The sequence below is a fragment of the Polyangium sorediatum genome (assembly GCF_029946465.1).
In the GTDB taxonomy this organism is placed as follows: domain Bacteria; phylum Myxococcota_A; class Polyangia; order Polyangiales; family Polyangiaceae; genus Polyangium; species Polyangium fumosum.
Map to the genome: position 1 here is coordinate 80,919 of NZ_JARZHI010000039.1, position 16,809 is coordinate 97,727.

A 16,809-nucleotide genomic window follows, 5' to 3' on the forward strand; every position below is an offset into this window, starting at 1 on the left:
AGATTCGGGTCATGCAAAACCACGCGGTCGTCATCGGTGCGGGCATGTCCGGCCTCTCGGCTGCGCGGGTGCTCGAACGATTCTTCGAGAAGATCACGGTCCTCGATCGGGACGACCTCCCGGAGGGCCCCACGGCGCGCGCCGGCGTGCCGCAGGCGAGGCACGTGCACGCCCTCGTCACACGTGGGGCGCAGGAGCTCGAGGCCTTGTTCCCGGGTTTCCTCGCGGAGTACGAGGCGAAAGGCGCGTACAGGCTCGACGTCTCCTACGACGGCGCGGTCCTGCGATATCCCGGCTGGCAGCAGCCGCTGCGCAGCGGCTGCACGGCGTATTTGGCGACCCGTGATCTGACCGAATCCATCGTGCGCCGGCGGCTGCGGGAGAGCGGCCGCGTGGAGATCCTCCCGAGGACCGAGGCGACGGGCCTGTACGTTCGCCCGGACGCGCCCGGACGGGCCGCGGGGGTGCTCGCGGTGCAGCGGGGCAGCGGGACGAACCTCACGCTCCCGGCCGATCTCGTGGTCGACGCGAGCGGCCGCTCGTCGAAGGCGCCTTCGTGGCTCGCGTCGCTCGGCGCGGAGGTCCCGCGCGAGGAGGTGGTCGATTGTCACTCGGGGTATAGCTCCCGCTGGTACGAGGCCCCCGAAGCATTGCCCGCGGATTGTTGGTGGAAGCTCGTCTGGCTCGATCCTTCGCCCGAGGAGAACCATTTCGTCGGCGGCGTGCTCTTCCCGGTCGAGGGGCGCCGCTGGATCATCACGCTCGTCGGGTACGCCAAGCACTACCCGCCGAGCGACGAGGAGGGGTTTTTTCGGGCGCTCGGCGCGCTGCGGTCTCCGGTGTTGCAGCGCATGGCGGAGCTCGGCCGGCCCGTCTCGCCGGTCTATTCGAGCCGCGCGAACCAGAATCGCCTGCGCCGCTTCGACAAGCTCGCAATGCCCCTGCCGGGCTTCGTCGCCGTGAGCGACAGCGTCTGCACGTTCAACCCGGTGTACGGCCAGGGCATGACCGTCGCCACGCTCTCGGCCCGCGCCCTCGAATCCACGCTCGAGCGCGTCTCGCTCGGGGATCCCGGCTTCGAGCGGGTCTTTTTCGGCAGCCAGCAGCGCGCGCTCCGGGACGCGTGGAGCCTCGCGACGAGCGCCGACATGCGCTTCCCGGGCGTGAAGAGTGATCTGCCGGCGCCCTCGCGGTTCGCGTCGTTCTTCGGCGATTCGATCCTGCGGACCATGAACCACGACGCCGAGGTGCTCCGGCGGGTGATGCCCGTGTATTACATGCTGAAGTCCACGCGCTCGCTCTTCGAGCCGGATCTCGCCGCGCGGATCCTGCTCGGCGGCGCGGCCGGCGCGGCTGCGGCGCGTCTCCACCCGACCCCGCTCTCGCCGACCCCGCCGCCGCGCCCCGCGACCTAGGCCGCAGGCTCGTCCGCCCAATATTTGTCGCGGATCCGCTCGCAGAACGCGACCAGGTTCGCCTTCTCCAGCGCGCGCGCCTTCACCGGGTTCTCGGGGGGCGAGAAGACGAGCGGCGCGAGCATTCCATACGCCGTCGTGTCGAGCGTCGAGGGCGCGTCGTCCATGAAATACGGCTTGTCGCCGAGCAGCTCGGAGGCCGCGTCCACGAGCGAGCGGCCCATGGCATACACCTCTTCGCGCGTGTGCCGCCCGATCCCCTGCGCCTTGAGCATGCTGCGCGTCTGCCGCTGCGCGAACGAGAGCAGCGGCGACACGGCGAAGCGCGGCACCCCGCCGGCCATCATGCCCTGCGCGATCACGGGGCGTACGTGGGCGAAATCCTCGTCGCGCCACCAGCGCAAGTACACGAAGATAAAATAAAGGTCTGCCTCGAACAGCGATTTCAGGGCGAGCCCGAGCGCCCGCTCCTTCGGGCCGAACCGGCCGTCGTTCAATCGATCCCCATGCTTCTCGATGAGGTAATCGATGATCTGGCTCGAATCGGGGATCAGCCGGTCGCCGTCCGCCGCGTAGGGGATTTTTCCCTTCGGCGCCTTGCGGAAGTCTCCGAGCTCGCTGCGATACGGCAAGCCCGCCATGCGCAGCCACGTCTCGACCTTGATGACGAACGGGCCGAGGTCGGGCAAGCCAAACGCGGGGCCGAATTTGTAGACTGTCAGCATGAGCGTTCCTTCAGGGAAGGGAGCTGTCCTTGCCGTCCTTGCCGTCCTTTTCGCCGTCGTTCTCGGGCGGCGGGGCCGGGGGCGGCGGATCGGGTCGGCGCGGCGGATCGCCGTACTCGACGTGTAACTTCTTCGCGAGCGCGTCGGTGATCATCCGCTCGTGGTAGCTCGGCATCGTGGCGAGCTGCACCGTGACGCGCACGACGTCCTTGCCGCTCTTCACGATCTCGATCGAGCCCGCATGCACGCGTTTTCCGCTCTCGGGGCTCGTGTACTTGAAGAGCAGGTAGCCGTGCTCGGGATCCTTCTCCGTGATCTCGAGCCCGAGATCCACGCGGACGAGGCGGACCGTGGTGCCCCACGTCTGCTCGAAGGTGTAGGGCGACTCGTAGGCCGTGGCCGCGAGCGCCTCGCGTTCGAAGGCGGGACCGAGGGCCACGCCCCCGAGGAGGAACGCACAAAGAGCCATGCCCCGGAGCCTTCGTCGCATTCCCAGCATTTACCCCAAAGCTTCGGCCTTGGGCCAGGTTTCCGGCGCCCGCCGCAAGAGCCTCAGCCCGAGCCCGAGCGCGACGAGGTGAAATCCCACCTGGGACACATACAGCACGAACACGAACGCGGCGCCGGGGCCCTTGAGCACGTCCTCGGGGAAGAACATGGCGAGGGCCATGTACGTGGCGAGCTGAAACGCGCCGAAATAACCGGGCCCCGAGGGGACGAGGATCCCGATGCCGAGGCAACCCATGGTCACGCAAGCCTCGGCCAGCGTGATCCCCGAGAGCCCCGACCCCCAGGCGAGCAGCCAGACGCCCGCGGCATTGATGCTCCAGTACGCGGCCGTCTCCAGGAGGAAAGGCACGAGGTGGCGCGGCGAGGGCAAGAAGCCGATGCCCTGCGCGACGCGGTCGACGATGTCGGCGACGCGCTCGCCGAGCGGCGCGGAGACGAGGCCAAAGACCTTTTGGGTCACGCGGCGGGCGAAGTCGCGGGCGAAAAAGAAGACGGCCATCGCGACGAAGGCCGCGCAAAAGAGAAACAGCACGCCCATGGCGGCGCCGGGCACGGCGGCGACGGGAACTTCGAGATCGCCGATGTGATCGGGGAGGGGATCGAGCGGCGTGACACAGCGGAGGGCGATGAAGAGGATGGTGCTGAGCGCGAGGCCATCGATGACGCGCTCGGCCCCGACGGTGCCCGTCGCCTCCCACATGCGGACGGAGCTGCGGCGGGTGATGAGGTACGGCCGGACGACCTCGCCGCTGCGGAGAGGCGAGAGGAGGATGGCGCCGAAGCCGACCCAGGAGACGGCGACGACCTCGCGCAGGGAGATCCGGCCGAGGGGCCGGAGCAGGTGGCGCCAGCGCGCCGCGCGGAACCAGTGGACCGCGGCGAGGGAGGCGACGTAGGCGACGACGGTCCAGGGGCGGAGCCGGTCGAACGCGCCGTCCGGCGGGTAGATGGGCAGGCCGCCATCCCAGAGGATCCAGGCGAGGCCGACGCCGCAGAGGAGGGAGATGGCGAGGCGGGCGCGCCAGGGGATGTGGAGGCGTTCGGGGGCGACGCTCGGGCCGAGCGTGGGTGCAGGCGGGAGAGGCTCGTCCGCAGCGGACACGGCGCGCAGGGTGGCAGGACGAACGGGCGGGGGCAAGGCAGGAGCGGGGAGCGGGGCGGGGTTCTTTGCCCTTCATGCGCGCTCGGGCAAAAGAAGCGGCCATGAGACTTCGCGATGTGGCGCTCGGGCTCGTGGGATTGTTCGGTTTCGCTTGCGGCGGCAAGTCCGCCCTCGAAGTGGACAGCGGCGCCGGCGGCACCGGCGGCGCCGGGGGCATCGGCGGCATCGGCGGCACCGGCGGCATCGGCGGCACCGGCGGAGACGTCGGACCTGGCGCGCCTTATGGCCTCATGCTCTCGGGCAAGCTCGCGACCTATCCCCTCGCCGTCGCGCCCGATGGCTCCGCGTGGGTGTTCGGCGGGACCGCCACCGACGAAGTCCCCGGCGACCCCGGATGGGAGAGTGCCTGGATCACGAAGCTCGATCCTTATGGCAACATCGTGTTCCAAGGGACCATCGACGGCCCGGACATCGACGTCGAGCCCATCTCCATCAAGACCGACGCGGAAGGCAACGTGCTCTTCTCCGGGTATGCGAAGCGCAAGCCGGAGTCGCAGGCGGACCTCGATTTTTGGGGGAACAAGTTCCAGACCTACGAGGAGGCTCCGTTCGTCGTGCGCCTCGATCCCAGCGGAAACATCCGATGGGCCTACGTCACCGACAGCCAGCAGACGCCCAACGATCCGCCCGCGTATCGCTTCAACGACGTCGGCGCCGACGGCAAGGGCAACGTGTATGTCGCCGCTTGGATTTCGAGCCCGTTCGTGTCGGACCAGACCGACTCCGAGGTGTCGATTCGATCGCCCGAAGCCATGCTCCTGGACGCACACACGATGCCGGCGATGAAGACGGTGTTCTGGAAGCTCGACGTGGAGCCGAATGGGGACTTCTGGCTCGCGCGCTCCTCGTATTATCAAAAAGCACGGGTGCAAAAATTCAAAAAATGGGGGCAGATGGAGCTCGAGGTGACCGAGAGCGTGTGCTGGGTCGATACGTTCGCCTTCGCGCCCGACGGCAAAGAAGGATACTTCATGGCCCGCGCCGAGGACCCCGCGGAGCATTGTTTGTCTTCCCTCCAGCATCATTCGAACGACGGGAGCAGCGATTGGTTCGTCGAGGGAGAAGAATTCTACGCCGTCCACACGACGCTCACGCGAAGCGCCCCCGGACGCGTTTGGCTTGGCATCGGGCTCGAGGGGACCATGAACATCAACGGGTCGACGCTCACAGGCCCGTCCTATGAAGACATCACCGTCGCCGAGATCGACGAGCAAGGGACTTTCTTGCAGTCCGCGACGTACGGAGGGCCCGGGGAGGATTACGCTGTTCAAATCGCGCTCGACAGCGAAGGCCGTCGGTACATGGCCGGATACTTCACGAGCCAGATCGACTTCGGACAAGGCGCGCTCGTGAACGAGAGCGGAAAGCCGCGCGCCATCTTCGTGACCCGCTTGGATCCTTGAGGGATCGGAAGCGGAAGCAGCCCCGCCCTATGCTTTCCCCGTCTCCGCGCTCGGCTGCGCCGGGGCCGTGTCCTCGACCTCGGGCAGCCCCGCGCGCCGCCGCGCCGTCGGGCGCACGCGGTCGGCGAGCGCGGGCCGCTTGGCCAGCGTGAAAAGACCGGCCAGCGCGTCGGCCACGCCGGGATAGACGCTCCCCCAGCGAGCCATCAGCTCGTCTTTGGCGTTTTGCGTGAGCTGTGCCTCGCGTTTCTCGCGCTCGACGTCATTGAGCGCCGAGCGAAGTGCGGACATGGCGAAGGCGAGGTCTTCGGCGGCGGCGATCGGGGCGAGCGTCAGGCTCTTGATTTTGGGCTGCTCGGTCAGCGGGCGCTCGCGGAGGAGTTTTTCGGCGTGGCCGGCGAGGCTCAGAAGGAGCTGCGGATCCTCCGGGAGTGCGCTGCCGAGGCCATACGCGTCGGCGACGGCGGGGCCATAACTGCGGACGACGAGCTCGCGGAGCGAGGCATAGACGTTTTTCAGATCGGCCATGCGCTCGTCGCGCGCGGTGCGATATCCATCGTCGTCGGAGAGCTCGGCGGCGTGGGCGCGATCGGCTCCTTCGAGGGAGACGACGTAACGGCCGAGGGTGTCGCCCAGGGCCGCGAGGAAGTCGGCCACGGTGACCTTTTCGGGCGCGCCGCTCGGGAAGAGGAGCGCTTCGAGATCCGCGGCGGCCTCCGGGCCGTGCACGGTGGCCGCGCTCTGCACGGCGCGGGCGATGGCTGCACGATCGGCCACCATCTTGGAGACTTTGCTCATGGTACCTCCCTGTCGAAGGTGGCCTGTGTAACACGGCGAGGGTGGGCAGAGGAACAGGTGAAGTGCAAAGGGGGCGGAAGAAGGGGGGCAGGGTGGGGGGAGGGGGTACGGGTTTCAGAATGAAACAGGCGAGCTGGCGTACGTTTGAGGCGCGTGGGGGCGGCGGGGGAAGGCGCGTCGGCGGAGTGGGGAGGCGGGGTTCAGCGGGGGAAAGGCGCGGCGGGCGGCGAGGCGTGGGGGGTTCGAGCGGCGAAGCGCGGGGGAGGCGGGGAGGGAAGGGGCCTCGATGCTGATGGAGACGGGGCGGGGTGGCGGGGAGCGGGATCACAGGGTGGGAGGGGCGTGGTGGGGTGCTCGCGGAGGGGGTGGCACGGTGGTATAGGCGGGACGGCCGGTCGGCGAGCCGTCTGTGCTGGTCCTTCCGGCGCGCGGGCCGGCGTCCTGCGACGTTGGCTTGGCCGAAACCGAGGCATGCCGACAGAATGAGTCCGTGGAAGGAAGATCCTCATGCCGCCCAGCCGAGTGAACGCCGTGTGGCTCCAGCCGATCAGCACCGATCCGGGGCTGCTCGTGAATCGCGAGGAGGAGCTCGACGACCTCGTGCGGCGGCTTGATGAACTCCGGGAGGCGCAGCTCCGTGAAGCGCACTTCATGATCACGGGCGCGCGTGGGGTCGGGAAATCCATCTTCACCCGGGCAGCGCTGGCTCGCTTCGAAAAGAAATACCCCGACCAGGCTGTCTGCCTCACGGTCGACAGCCGCGGTCTTCGTTACAGGCCGTTCCTGAACCGGTTGGCAAACCGGCTCGTCGACGAGATCAAGCCGCGCGCGGAGAAGTTCAAGCGTCTGGGGATCGCTCGCGTCCTCGATCAGCTCGCGCTCTTCGCGAACCATAGCCAGATCAGCCGCGCGCAGACGGAAACGGTTGCGCGACGCTACGGCGCCGACGCGACGCTCGGCGCAGATCTGCTCCTGAAGCTGCAGAGCAAGCTCACGTGGGAAGAGACCCGAAGCCTTGGGCAGACGGTGCAGAGCTCGCTGACGGTGACGGACGAGCTGCTCCACGCCGCGATCACCGCGACCCTCGAGCGCCTGGACGAGGACGACTCGCGCTGGATGGTCGTCGTGTTCTTCGACGACCTCGATCAGGCGCTCCCCACGGACCACGAAGAAGACGTGGCCATGCTTTTCCGCCACGTCCTCGATCTTCGGCCCTGTGTCTCCCTCGTGCACTTTCGGACCGAGGCTCTCGTGGAGAACGTCGCTCGGGAGGCGACCGAGAAGATCGACCTGAAGCCGCTCACGCCCGAGGTGCTGTTCGAGCTCGTTCGCCGGCGGCTCGAAGCGGCGACGGAGACGGTCAAAAAGCAATTCCCGGTGGACACCGACTGGTCTGCCGTCCACCGCCTCGCCGCGTGCACGGGCAATCCCCTGGTCTTCCTCCGGTGGGTGCATGGCCTCATGCGCTCGCAGCTCTGGCCGCCGTCGGCGAGCTGGAAGGATGCGGGGAATCTCGCCCGCCTCGTCTTCACCGCGGATCCTTTCAATGGCGCGGATCCGGAGCTCGTGCGGCGCCTGGCGGAGATCGTGGACCGCTGCGATGGCGGGCGGCCTAATGCGACGCTCCTACGCGAGGACCTCCTGCGCGGGTGCGCCAAGACGGACCCGGGAAAGGCGCCGGGGATGACCGAGCAGGAGATCGACGACCTCGTGAAGCTGCAGGTGCTGCTTCCGAAGCACCGTTTCCAGCCGACGTTGGGGTATCGCATGCAGCCGGTGCTCGATCTGCTGCGCCCGAGCGTGCGCGCGAAGCTCTGAGCCCGGGGCATGCGCGCGCTGCATCTCATTGGCTTGCGGACGGCCACGGGCGAGAAGGTCCGTCTCTATCCCGCCGACGCGTCTCCGCTCTTCTTGCCGTCGTGGCTCGTCGAGAGTGACCGGGAGATTCTGCTCGCGTTTTACCAGCAGATCCTCGCCGAGGACACGCTCCGCCGCGTCGAGGTCGAGTGGTACCGCAGCGTCGTCGACGCTGACCGGGAGTTTCTGCGCAACCTCCGTGAGCGCCACGGATCCGACGAATACCTCGTGGTCGTGAAGGTGCGGCGCCCCGACGTCGACTTGAACGACGTCCTCGCGCAGCCGGAGCTCCAGGGCTTGCAGCATGTTGCCATTGCGAGTGACTGTCCCGTGGCCCACGAGAGCCTGGGTAAGCTCGGTGAGATGGGGCGGCTCGTGCAGACGACGGCGGACGAGATCTACGAGGAGATGGTCCGCGACTTCGGGTTGCGTGAGGATGGGGTCCAGCTCGTGGAGCCCCTCGTCCAGACGCTCCTCAATCCGATCCTCATCATCGAGACGTACAATGCGTTGCTCGATGTCCATGCGGAGAACGTGGCGCGCGAAAACCAGCGGGATGCCATTTACCTGCGTATTCTCGGCCGGCTTCTCGATACGATGCCGGGAGGCGAGGTCGTGGCCCTGGTTGCCTTGGCGCTGCGCGGGGAGGAAGGCCTCGCCGCGGCCATTGATGAACCTGAGCGCACGAGCGTATTCGCGTCGCTTCGCGGCCGGATGCTGGTGCGCGACCAGAAGGTCATCCGCTGGGCAAGGTTCCTGTCGGAGGAGTTCGTACGTGAACTGCTACGTGAACGCGTTCAACGGCTCGCGTACCCGAGAACGAGGCCGGCCCATGGCGCACGACGCGTCGTGAAGTGGCTGGATCCGGTAGCCCCGCCGGTCGCAAAGGATCATTTGCGTGCCGAGGTCCTCGCGATCTTGGGATGGCTCAGCGAAGGGCAGCTCGGCCGCGCACGCACGGAGCTCCAAGCGCTGGAGAGCCGCCTCGATGAACCAGGCGTGACGATGGAGACCCGGAGTTTGTACTGGCTCGTGGCAGCGCACATCCTTCGGCAGGAAGGACGCTGGGCTGAAGCCGAGCCGCTCTTCCGCGAGGCGCTCCGGCTCCAGGAAGAGGGAGGTGTCGGCGCCAATGCGCGCGGCGTCACGATCGACGGGCTCGCGCGCGGCCTGCGCGACAACGGGTGCTGGGCCGAGGCCGAGCCGATGTTCCTGGAAGCGCTGCGGCTGAAGCGAGAAGGCGCGGCCTCGCCGAAGAGTTTGGCGATGACGCTCCGCGCTTACTCCGAGGGGCTCCGCGCACACGGCCGGCACGAAGAAGCCCTTCGGCTAGAAGTGGAGGCAGAACTCGCCGAGGCTTCAACGCGCATCGCCGAGATCTCAGCCCAAGCAACGACACGCGAAGCGCCGGAGCCCGACGACTCCGATCGCGGCGATTAGCCGCCGCCCGCCGCCGCGCGCAGCCCCGCGATCTTCTCCCTGCACACCCGCTCCACCACGGCCGCGAGCGCCCGCACCCGCTCGCCCAGGGCGGCAAGCTCCTCCACCGTGACGCGATAACTTTTGTCGTATCGGGCGTCGATATACGCGCGCCGCAGCAACTCGAACAGGTGCTTGTCCTCGGGCGTCGTCCGCGGAAGTGCCCCGCGCAAATCGGTATGCAGCGGCGCGACCTCGTCGTCGAGCTCCTCCAGGTTGTGGGATTTCCGCTTGTACCCCGTGTACACGAGGCTCACGGCCACGTAGAGCCGCTCGGCTGCTTGATGCAGCAGGAATGCTGCATGAGCATTGCGGCCCTTGCTGGCATAGAACTCGAACCCCTCCAGAAACCCCGTCGCGCTCTCGAACCAATACGAAAAGTTCCGCTCCGCCCTCTCGGCCCGCTCCTGGGGGGTCGCCTCTTTGGGCTTTGCCAGCGTGTGGCGATGCGCATCGTAGAGCAGCACGCCCTCGTTCCGGATGTCGCCAAAGAAATAATTCCCGGCGCGGATCTCGCGGTTCACGTACTTGATGTCATGCGCGATCAGGGTGATCGGCGCCTCGCCCGATACCTCGCGCGCCTTCGTCCCGAGGTCGGACCAGAGCGCCGTGTCCTCGGCGAGCTTCGGGCTCTCCACGATCGCGAGCAGGTCGTAGTCGCTGAAGTAGCCGTGCTCCGGATCCTCCACCCAGTCGCCGCGGGCGTGGCTGCCGAACAGGATCAGCATGTCGAGGGGCGCCCCGGTCCGGAGGATCTCGGTGATCGCGCGAAGCTCCTCCTGCTTGCGAGCGGGCAGGTGGTCGAGCGACGTCTTCATGAGGCTCCTCGGGCGACGGGCACGGCAGGTGCGCCAAGTTTGGCCGAGTTCGTCCTGGAAATGCAAGCGACACGCCCTGTCGGCGGTCTCGTGACGAAGACGAAGATGGCGGACGGATCTGGAAGGCGCCGTCTCGCTGGGGCTTTGCCCCAGGCCCCACCCGGGGCTGTCCGCCCCGGGACCCGGACCAGCGAGGCGCTGGACCCAGGGTCGATGAACTGCGCTCCGCGCAGTTCATCGAACAGCCATGGTCAAGACCAGCGACGACCCTGCCAACGGAGTCCGTGGCGCCGCAGGTTCAACCGGCGACGTTCGCGTCGCCCGGTCGAGATCCACCTCCACGGTCTTGCCACCGGCCCGTTGGAAGAACTGCGCATCGCGCAGTTCTTCCACTTCGGTCCAGGCCGTGCCTGGTCCGGGTCGAGGGGCGGACAGCCCCCCGCGGGGTCCGGGGCAGCGCCCCGGCGCAACGGCCCCACGATTCAGCAGGTCACCTCGAACAGGTGCCCATTCTCGTCCACGAAGTACACCCGGCCCGCGCCGCCGAGCGGATCCTCGGTCTTCCCATTGCGGGGATCCTCCGGATCGTTGCCGAACGCCACGCCGCGTGCTTCGAGCCGCTTCACGACCTCGGCGAACCTCGTTTCGTCGACCCGAAAGGCGACGTGGTCCGGGTGGACGGTCGTTGCGGGGTTGAAGAGCACGAAGGCCCCGTGGTCGAGGTCGATCCGATACATGTCGTCGTCCGCGCCTTCGACCGTCGGCTCGGCGGCTCCCAGGATCGCGGCCAGGTTCCTGGCCGACGCGTGCGCGTCCCGAGCGGCCAGGCCGATGTGATCGACTTTGAGCATTTCAGCCTCCGGTTTTTTCCTTGGCAGGAGCGTCGCCGGGATTCTCCGGCGGGGTCTCGTCGAAGATGCTCGTGCGCCAGGCGAAGATGGCTTCTTTTCCGCTGTCGGCCCAGAAGATCGTGTCCCCCTCGACCGCGACACCGCAGGCTCGTTTGGCCTCCGGGGCGCGCACGCGGACGACCTTTCCGGTCGTGACGTCGATGCGCGAGAGGGTGTCGTCGCCGTCTGCCCAATAATAGTAGCGACCGCCCGCGAACGCGCCGTCTCCCCGGCCGCCGAAGTCTCGGATGGGGAACCGTGTTTGCTCCTTCATGCCGTCGGCCGAGACCACGACGATGTCCTTCGTCGTGCGGACGAGCCAACCGCCTGCGAAGGCGCTGCCGTCCGAGGGCATTTCGCCGAGCGGGATCCCGCGGGTCGTCTTTCGCGTGGCGAGGTCGGTGAGCGTGATTTCCCAGCTCCGGTCGGCCCACGCGAGCGTCCGCGCGTCTGCGGCGATGAGCCAGGGCTGCTCCTTGTCGGGCAGAATCGACTCGCCCGCGGGGTGCGCCTCGTCGACCCGGAGCGCGCCGCCTTTGCCGAAACGATCGGAGACGAACACGCTCGTCGGCGAGGTGATCACGCCGAGGTAGCTCCGATCCTTTTCGCCCATCGTGGTCGGCTTGGACGAGGTGCCGTCGCGGTAGGACCAGAACCAATCCGGATTCGCCCCCGAGCGCGCCCCGCCGGTGCACGGCGCGCCGGTCCAGTAGAGGGTCTCTCCCTGCGCGGTCAAGCCGTAGGGGCGGTAGTCGAGCGTGGCGAGCGTGACCGTTTTGCCCTCGTGTCTCGATGCCCGCAGGAGCACGCCGCCCGCCTCGTCGCACATGAGGGCCGCGCCATAGGCGCCCGAGCCGCTCGGCGTATTGCGAGGCGTGGTGCGCCGATCGCGGATTTCGAGCCAGTAGACATGCGTCGGGGTCGCCACGAGGTCGCAGTGGCCGCTGTCGAAGGAAGCCAGGCGCAGGGGCGTCGACGGCGCGGGGGGCGACTTCGCGGGGGAGGCCGAGGCCGCGGGCGCAGGGGCCATCACCACGGTCGGCGCTGCGGCGGGCGCGGGCGTTTCTGCATGGCAGCTCGAAAGCGCGGCGATGCCGAGCACGAGCAAGCCGAGGTGGATTCGTGTCACGCGCGGCAGGGTAGCGGGATCCCGGTTCCGGGGATAGGCGTGGGCTGCGTTTCGCTGCACGAGACAGGCAATGAACACGAGCCGGCCGAGTTCAGACCTTTTGCGGGATCACGACCTGTCCTGTCCAGGCCAGGGCGAAATCGCGGCGTTGGATGGTGAAGGGCTGACCATCGCGCGGATACCAGGGATCTAGGTAGCGGTAGCCTTCGGGTAAGCACTCGACCAGCACGATGGCGTGGTGGGGATGCTGGGGGATGCGGCGGCTCAAGTCCTCACGCTTGTGGATGTCCTCGGGCGATCGACGCATGAGGGGGCCGAAGCGTGATTCCGCGGCTGGAGGATGGCGTTCGTGGTGCATGGTCATCGGACCGGGGTAGACGTCGACCATGAGCCAGACGCCTCGTCCCAGGTACGCGTCGAGGAGCATGCGGTCCTCGGATTTGTCCCAATCGAGGTATCGGAATTCCCAGTCCGCTACCCCGGCCGCGAGTCGCAAACCCGCCGCATGTTCGAGATCGCGCCGCAGAGCGTCCTCGTCCGGGTCTTCGCCGAGCCACCGCTGGAGGATGCATATACAAGCGGCGACGCAGCCGCTGGCGTCGGCTTGCTCCTGGTGAAGAGCGGCAGGGCTGCGCCGCGAGGTCTTCGCACGGGCCATGCTGAGAGGATGCTGGTGTCGCCTACAGCGCCGAGGTGCGGGCGCGCTTGCGCGCGTCACGCCGGGAGGATGGCGCAGGCGATTCGATGTGGCTCTCGGCTATGTCGAAGCTACGCGTGAGCCGAATGAACCCCGCGTTGCGTGGAGAGCCTCGTTCGGAAACGTCGACGACGTCCACACGGAAGCCATCCGGATCACGCGTCACGGCTGCGGCGTACAGGCGTGTATTCTCCTGCGTTTCTTGCAGGTGCCGATCGACGCGCGAGCGGGCCTTGTCCTCGGGCGAGCGCAGCGGCGCGCGCTGGGCGTCGTCGAGCTCGGGGTGGGGTGGAAGGTCGTCGGTGAGTCCGAGGCCGAGATAATCGCGGGCGGTCACGGAATCGATGGCGCCACGCGCGAGGGCGCGCAGCACGAGATCCTGGAGCGCACCCGCGCGCAGCCCGATGGCACCGCGGTGAACGTCCGGGTGATCGGAAGGCGTGGGGGGGGTGTATCTGCGGGTGAGCATCACGCGGCGCGCGTCGGGCGGAAGACGGTAAACGTTCTTGAGCACGTTGATCGCGGTCTCACGGCCGACGCCGTAATGATGGCTCACGGCGACGATGGCTTCCTCCGAGGTCGCATCCGTGCGCCCCACGAGCTGCCGGACGCCCTCGGGCGGGGCGAGGAAATACGCGGCGAACGCGCTGGCGCGACGTTCGATGCTCTCGAAATCGTCGAACAGCTGAAAGCGACGATAGGACCTTCGCCGGGTCCCTTCCTCGTCACCCGCGGGTGGCCTCGGGCTGAAGAGGACGAACCCGCGCGGGCGTCCCGTGCTGAGGACGTTCCGATCGAAGACGAGGTGACAGAGCTCGTGGGCGAGCGTCATGCGTGTACGCCAGAAGAGCTCGGCGCCGCCGACGAGGTTGACGAGAATGGCCGGCGTGGGGCCGCGCGCCGAGGCTCCGTCGATGTCGCGATCGAGCTCATCGGGGCTGAGCCACAAGATATCGACGCCGAGCCGGCGCTCGAGCAGGTCGATCATGGAGGGAATGGGGTCGAGGCCCAAGTCGAGGTGCGCGCGGAGGGATTGAGCGAGGCGCTCGGCGCCGTGCGGCGGTGGCGAGGCGTCGATGGGCCGCGCTTTGAGGGTATTCAGGAGAGAGCTATCGCGAGGCTCGTGGAGAACGTCGCGCAAATCGGCGATGTCGCGGGCCGTGCGGACGAACTCCCCGAGGACGCGGTGGGCCTCGGCGTTCGCAAGCTCGTCGAGGCTGGGTGCGTAGATGGAGCGAAGGAGCAAGGCCATGGGCGCCTGCCGGGCTTCGCCGGCGAGGAAGCGCTTCAGGGACAGGCCGAAGGTCTGGGCGTAACGGTCGAGCAGGACGGGGGAGGCTTCGTCCTTGGCGTTCTCGATGCGACGAAGCTCGTCCACCGAGAGGCCAAGGAGGCGCGCCATGGCGTGCTCCGAGAGCTTGGCCGTCTGCCGAGCGTCACGGACGATCGTAGGGATGGAGAACATCGCGGGGCCGAGGAGATGGCTAGCACATTACCCGGGAGGGGGGAACCAGAGGAGAGGAGGCGACAGGCTCGGCTTTCGCGGCGCCGCGAAAGCCCCCGTTCGTATCCTTCCGCTACAACCGCACGACCTTCCCCTTGTCCCCCTCGACCTTCCGGAGCGCATCCCGCGTATCCACCACGAGCTTCGCCTCCCGCAGGATCCGCGCATAATCGACCGACGCGTGATCCGTCACGATCACGACCGCATCGTATTCGCCGTACGCCACCGTATTCGGCTCCGACCGCATCACGATGCCGCCTTCGTCGCATTCGGGCACGTAGGGATCGTGATACCGCACCTCGGCGCCGAGCTCCTGGAGCTGGTGGATGATGTCGAACGCCGGCGACTCGCGGTAATCGGCCACGTCGCGCTTGTACGCCACGCCGCTCACCAGGATCTTCGATCCATTCGCCGCCTTGCGCTCCCCATTGAGCGCCTGTTGCACGAGGTGCACGACGTATTCGGGCATCCCGCTGTTGATCGTGTCGGCGAGCTCGATGAAGCGCGCCTGGTACTTCAGCGTCCGCATCCGCCACGACAGGTACAGCGGGTCGATCGGAATGCAGTGGCCGCCGAGGCCCGGGCCCGGGAAGAAGGGCATGAAGCCAAACGGCTTCGTCGCGGCCGCCCGGATGACCTCCCACACGTCGATGCCGAGCTTGCGGCTCATCAGCGCGACCTCGTTCACGAGGCCGATGTTCACCGCGCGGAACGTGTTCTCCAGGAGTTTGACCATTTCGGCCGCGTCCGTGCTCGACACCGGCACCACGGTCTCGATGATCTTGCCGTAAAGCGCCATCGCGACTTCGAGGCAGCCGGGCGTCGCGCCGCCGAGGACCTTCGGCGTGTTGCGCGTGCCATACGTCTTGTTGCCCGGGTCGACGCGCTCCGGGCTGAACGCGATGAAGACGTCCTTGCCGAGCTCGTAGCGGCCGGCCGTGAGCTTCGGGACCAGCACCTCGCGCGTGGTGCCCGGGTACGTCGTCGACTCGAGCACGATGAGCATGTTCGGGTGCTGGTGCTCCGCGATCTCGTCGCTCGCCGACAGGATGAAGCGCATGTCGGGGTCTTTGGTCTTGTTGAGCGGCGTCGGGACGCAGACGACGATCGCGTCGGCCGAGCCAAGGACGTCGGGGTCGGTCGTGGCGCGCAACCGGCCCGCCGCGACGTGCGGCGCGAGCGCCGAGGACGGGATGTCGCCGATGTACGATTCGCCGAGCCCGAGCAGCCGAACCTTCTCGCGATCCTTGTCGTAGCCGGTAACGGAGAAGCCGGCTTGGGCGAACTCCACGACGAGCGGCAGCCCGACGTAGCCAATGCCCACGACGACGATGTGCGCGCTACGATCCTCGATCTTCTTGAGAAGCTCCTGCACGATGCCTGTCCCTTTCACGAGTCGACCCGGCCTTCCAGGATGGAAAGCGGTCCTTCGATCAGCATGTCGCGTGCCTCCGCCGCGCCGAGCGCGCGGTGGAGGTGTTCGATGCCCGCCGCGACGTCCTCGACGTCCCCCGGGCGGTGGGCGTCGCTGCACGCCGCGTAGTAGTAGCCCTCTTCCAGGAGCGCCTCCGCGCACTTCCGTGCCGCCCGTCCGTACTTGCCGACGAGCGAAGCGACGTCGAGCAGAAGGACGACCCCACCGTCGAGCAGCGGATCAAGCACGGTGCGGTCATTCCAGACGGGCTCGTACCGCTCGGGGTGCGCGAGGACGGGGCGGAGCTTTTTCTTGCGGCGGAGGTCGGCGAACCGGGACGAAAGGCGCGCTGGGAAGGCGCGCGGGGAGAGCTCGACCAGGACGGCGCGTTCGCCGGGGTAGGGGAGGGCGTCGCCGCGCATGAGGCGCTCGTAGACGACGTCGTCGAAGAAGTGCTCCGACGAGAGCGCGAGCTCGGGCAAGCCGGGCGCGTCCGCGAGCGCCTGCCGCGTGGCCTCGTAGGCGCGCGCGAGGTCGCCCTTCGTATTGTCGAACATCCCGGGGCGCATGTGCGGCGTGGCGACGACCTTGCCGAACCCCGCGCCCGCGAGGCCCGTGAGCAAGGCGCGGCTGTCCGCGACGGTCTTCACGCCGTCGTCGATGCCGACCACCCAGTGGCAATGAAGGTCGATGTACCCCGTCATCACGCGCCGCGCGAACCTAGCAGTTTTTGAGCAGGGTGCTCCGCCCATGGCGGCGTCCCCCTCGGGACGAGAGCTGCGCATGGGTCGCCTCGTGAAGCCGCCTTGCTGGGGCTTTGCCCCAGGCCCCACCAGGGGTTGTCCACCCCTGGACCCGGACCAGCCAGGGGCTGGACCCAAGCTCGATGACCTGCGCTCCGCGCAGCTCATCGAACAGGCCCGGTCAAGACCAGCAACGACCCTGCCCACCAAGACCGCCGCGCTACTGGTTCGGCTGGCACCCCGGCTTCTTCGTCGGCCTGTTTGA

The 16,809-nt window shown here is 67.9% G+C and carries 15 protein-coding genes; 4 read left to right on the top strand and 11 right to left on the bottom strand.

The genetic code is table 11. The features are described from left to right. Nucleotides 1-11: 11 nt before the first annotated feature. Nucleotides 12-1,415, top strand: coding sequence for an FAD-dependent oxidoreductase (locus tag QHF89_RS32440; protein WP_136971375.1), 1,404 nt, complete (start codon nt 12-14; stop codon nt 1,413-1,415). On the opposite strand, the gene QHF89_RS32445 is transcribed toward QHF89_RS32440, so the two are convergent. Genes QHF89_RS32445 through QHF89_RS32455 form a run of 3 tightly spaced genes read right to left on the bottom strand, consistent with a single transcriptional unit; the run spans nt 1,412 to nt 3,752 of the window. Beyond that, nucleotides 1,412-2,140: a glutathione S-transferase family protein gene (locus QHF89_RS32445; RefSeq protein ID WP_136971376.1), complete on the bottom strand. Its 729-nt coding sequence runs from the start codon at nt 2,138-2,140 to the stop codon at nt 1,412-1,414. The two genes, QHF89_RS32440 and QHF89_RS32445, sit on opposite strands and share 4 nt — an antisense overlap. A 10-nt stretch (nt 2,141-2,150) precedes the next feature. Beyond that, on the bottom strand, nt 2,151-2,609 hold the full coding sequence (locus QHF89_RS32450) for a hypothetical protein (RefSeq protein ID WP_136971377.1): 459 nt from the start codon (nt 2,607-2,609) through the stop codon (nt 2,151-2,153). Between the two features lie 30 nt (nt 2,610-2,639). Next, nucleotides 2,640-3,752, bottom strand: coding sequence for a lysylphosphatidylglycerol synthase transmembrane domain-containing protein (locus QHF89_RS32455; RefSeq protein ID WP_284721198.1), 1,113 nt, complete (start codon nt 3,750-3,752; stop codon nt 2,640-2,642). A gap of 101 nt (nt 3,753-3,853) precedes the next feature. On the opposite strand from QHF89_RS32455, the gene QHF89_RS32460 reads away from it, so the two are divergent. Beyond that, nucleotides 3,854-5,215: an NHL repeat-containing protein gene (locus QHF89_RS32460; protein WP_136971379.1), complete on the top strand. Its 1,362-nt coding sequence runs from the start codon at nt 3,854-3,856 to the stop codon at nt 5,213-5,215. Between the two features lie 27 nt (nt 5,216-5,242). Here the strand turns inward: QHF89_RS32460 and QHF89_RS32465 are convergent, their stop codons facing one another. Further along, nucleotides 5,243-6,013: a hypothetical protein gene (locus QHF89_RS32465; protein ID WP_136971380.1), complete on the bottom strand. Its 771-nt coding sequence runs from the start codon at nt 6,011-6,013 to the stop codon at nt 5,243-5,245. A 507-nt stretch (nt 6,014-6,520) separates the two neighbouring features. On the opposite strand from QHF89_RS32465, the gene QHF89_RS32470 reads away from it, so the two are divergent. After that, complete coding sequence (locus QHF89_RS32470) at nt 6,521-7,831, top strand: AAA family ATPase (RefSeq protein ID WP_136971381.1); 1,311 nt, start codon at nt 6,521-6,523, stop codon at nt 7,829-7,831. Nucleotides 7,832-7,840: 9 nt separating this feature from the next. After that, complete coding sequence (locus QHF89_RS32475; protein WP_136971382.1) at nt 7,841-9,310, top strand: tetratricopeptide repeat protein; 1,470 nt, start codon at nt 7,841-7,843, stop codon at nt 9,308-9,310. Here the strand turns inward: QHF89_RS32475 and QHF89_RS32480 are convergent. From QHF89_RS32480 to QHF89_RS32510, 7 genes are all read right to left on the bottom strand, one after another. Continuing rightward, nucleotides 9,307-10,167: a HEPN domain-containing protein gene (locus QHF89_RS32480; protein ID WP_136971383.1), complete on the bottom strand. Its 861-nt coding sequence runs from the start codon at nt 10,165-10,167 to the stop codon at nt 9,307-9,309. The genes QHF89_RS32475 and QHF89_RS32480 overlap by 4 nt on opposite strands. A gap of 482 nt (nt 10,168-10,649) precedes the next feature. Beyond that, on the bottom strand, nt 10,650-11,018 hold the full coding sequence (locus QHF89_RS32485; protein WP_136929330.1) for a VOC family protein: 369 nt from the start codon (nt 11,016-11,018) through the stop codon (nt 10,650-10,652). Nucleotide 11,019: 1 nt separating this feature from the next. Continuing rightward, complete coding sequence (locus QHF89_RS32490) at nt 11,020-12,186, bottom strand: hypothetical protein (RefSeq protein WP_136971384.1); 1,167 nt, start codon at nt 12,184-12,186, stop codon at nt 11,020-11,022. A 91-nt stretch (nt 12,187-12,277) separates the two neighbouring features. Further along, nucleotides 12,278-12,844: a hypothetical protein gene (locus tag QHF89_RS32495; RefSeq protein WP_136971385.1), complete on the bottom strand. Its 567-nt coding sequence runs from the start codon at nt 12,842-12,844 to the stop codon at nt 12,278-12,280. A 22-nt stretch (nt 12,845-12,866) separates the two neighbouring features. Further along, complete coding sequence (locus QHF89_RS32500) at nt 12,867-14,348, bottom strand: XRE family transcriptional regulator (protein ID WP_136971386.1); 1,482 nt, start codon at nt 14,346-14,348, stop codon at nt 12,867-12,869. 112 nt (nt 14,349-14,460) lie between these two features. Continuing rightward, on the bottom strand, nt 14,461-15,762 hold the full coding sequence (locus tag QHF89_RS32505) for a nucleotide sugar dehydrogenase (protein WP_136971387.1): 1,302 nt from the start codon (nt 15,760-15,762) through the stop codon (nt 14,461-14,463). A gap of 14 nt (nt 15,763-15,776) precedes the next feature. After that, entirely contained in the window at nt 15,777-16,505 is a 729-nt protein-coding gene (locus QHF89_RS32510) for a tyrosine-protein phosphatase (RefSeq protein WP_136971394.1), read from the bottom strand. Nucleotides 16,506-16,809 lie beyond the last annotated feature (304 nt).

What these genes read in the sequence shown, in the direction of transcription:
- QHF89_RS32440 (WP_136971375.1), top strand. Translation starts at nt 12, where the DNA reads ATGCAAAACCACGCGGTCGTCATCGGTGCGGGCATGTCCGGCCTCTCG.
- QHF89_RS32445 (WP_136971376.1), bottom strand. Translation starts at nt 2,140, where the DNA reads ATGCTGACAGTCTACAAATTCGGCCCCGCGTTTGGCTTGCCCGACCTC.
- QHF89_RS32450 (WP_136971377.1), bottom strand. Translation starts at nt 2,609, where the DNA reads ATGGCTCTTTGTGCGTTCCTCCTCGGGGGCGTGGCCCTCGGTCCCGCC.
- QHF89_RS32460 (WP_136971379.1), top strand. Translation starts at nt 3,854, where the DNA reads ATGAGACTTCGCGATGTGGCGCTCGGGCTCGTGGGATTGTTCGGTTTC.
- QHF89_RS32465 (WP_136971380.1), bottom strand. Translation starts at nt 6,013, where the DNA reads ATGAGCAAAGTCTCCAAGATGGTGGCCGATCGTGCAGCCATCGCCCGC.
- QHF89_RS32470 (WP_136971381.1), top strand. Translation starts at nt 6,521, where the DNA reads ATGCCGCCCAGCCGAGTGAACGCCGTGTGGCTCCAGCCGATCAGCACC.
- QHF89_RS32475 (WP_136971382.1), top strand. Translation starts at nt 7,841, where the DNA reads ATGCGCGCGCTGCATCTCATTGGCTTGCGGACGGCCACGGGCGAGAAG.
- QHF89_RS32480 (WP_136971383.1), bottom strand. Translation starts at nt 10,167, where the DNA reads ATGAAGACGTCGCTCGACCACCTGCCCGCTCGCAAGCAGGAGGAGCTT.
- QHF89_RS32485 (WP_136929330.1), bottom strand. Translation starts at nt 11,018, where the DNA reads ATGCTCAAAGTCGATCACATCGGCCTGGCCGCTCGGGACGCGCACGCG.
- QHF89_RS32495 (WP_136971385.1), bottom strand. Translation starts at nt 12,844, where the DNA reads ATGGCCCGTGCGAAGACCTCGCGGCGCAGCCCTGCCGCTCTTCACCAG.
- QHF89_RS32500 (WP_136971386.1), bottom strand. Translation starts at nt 14,348, where the DNA reads ATGTTCTCCATCCCTACGATCGTCCGTGACGCTCGGCAGACGGCCAAG.
- QHF89_RS32510 (WP_136971394.1), bottom strand. Translation starts at nt 16,505, where the DNA reads ATGACGGGGTACATCGACCTTCATTGCCACTGGGTGGTCGGCATCGAC.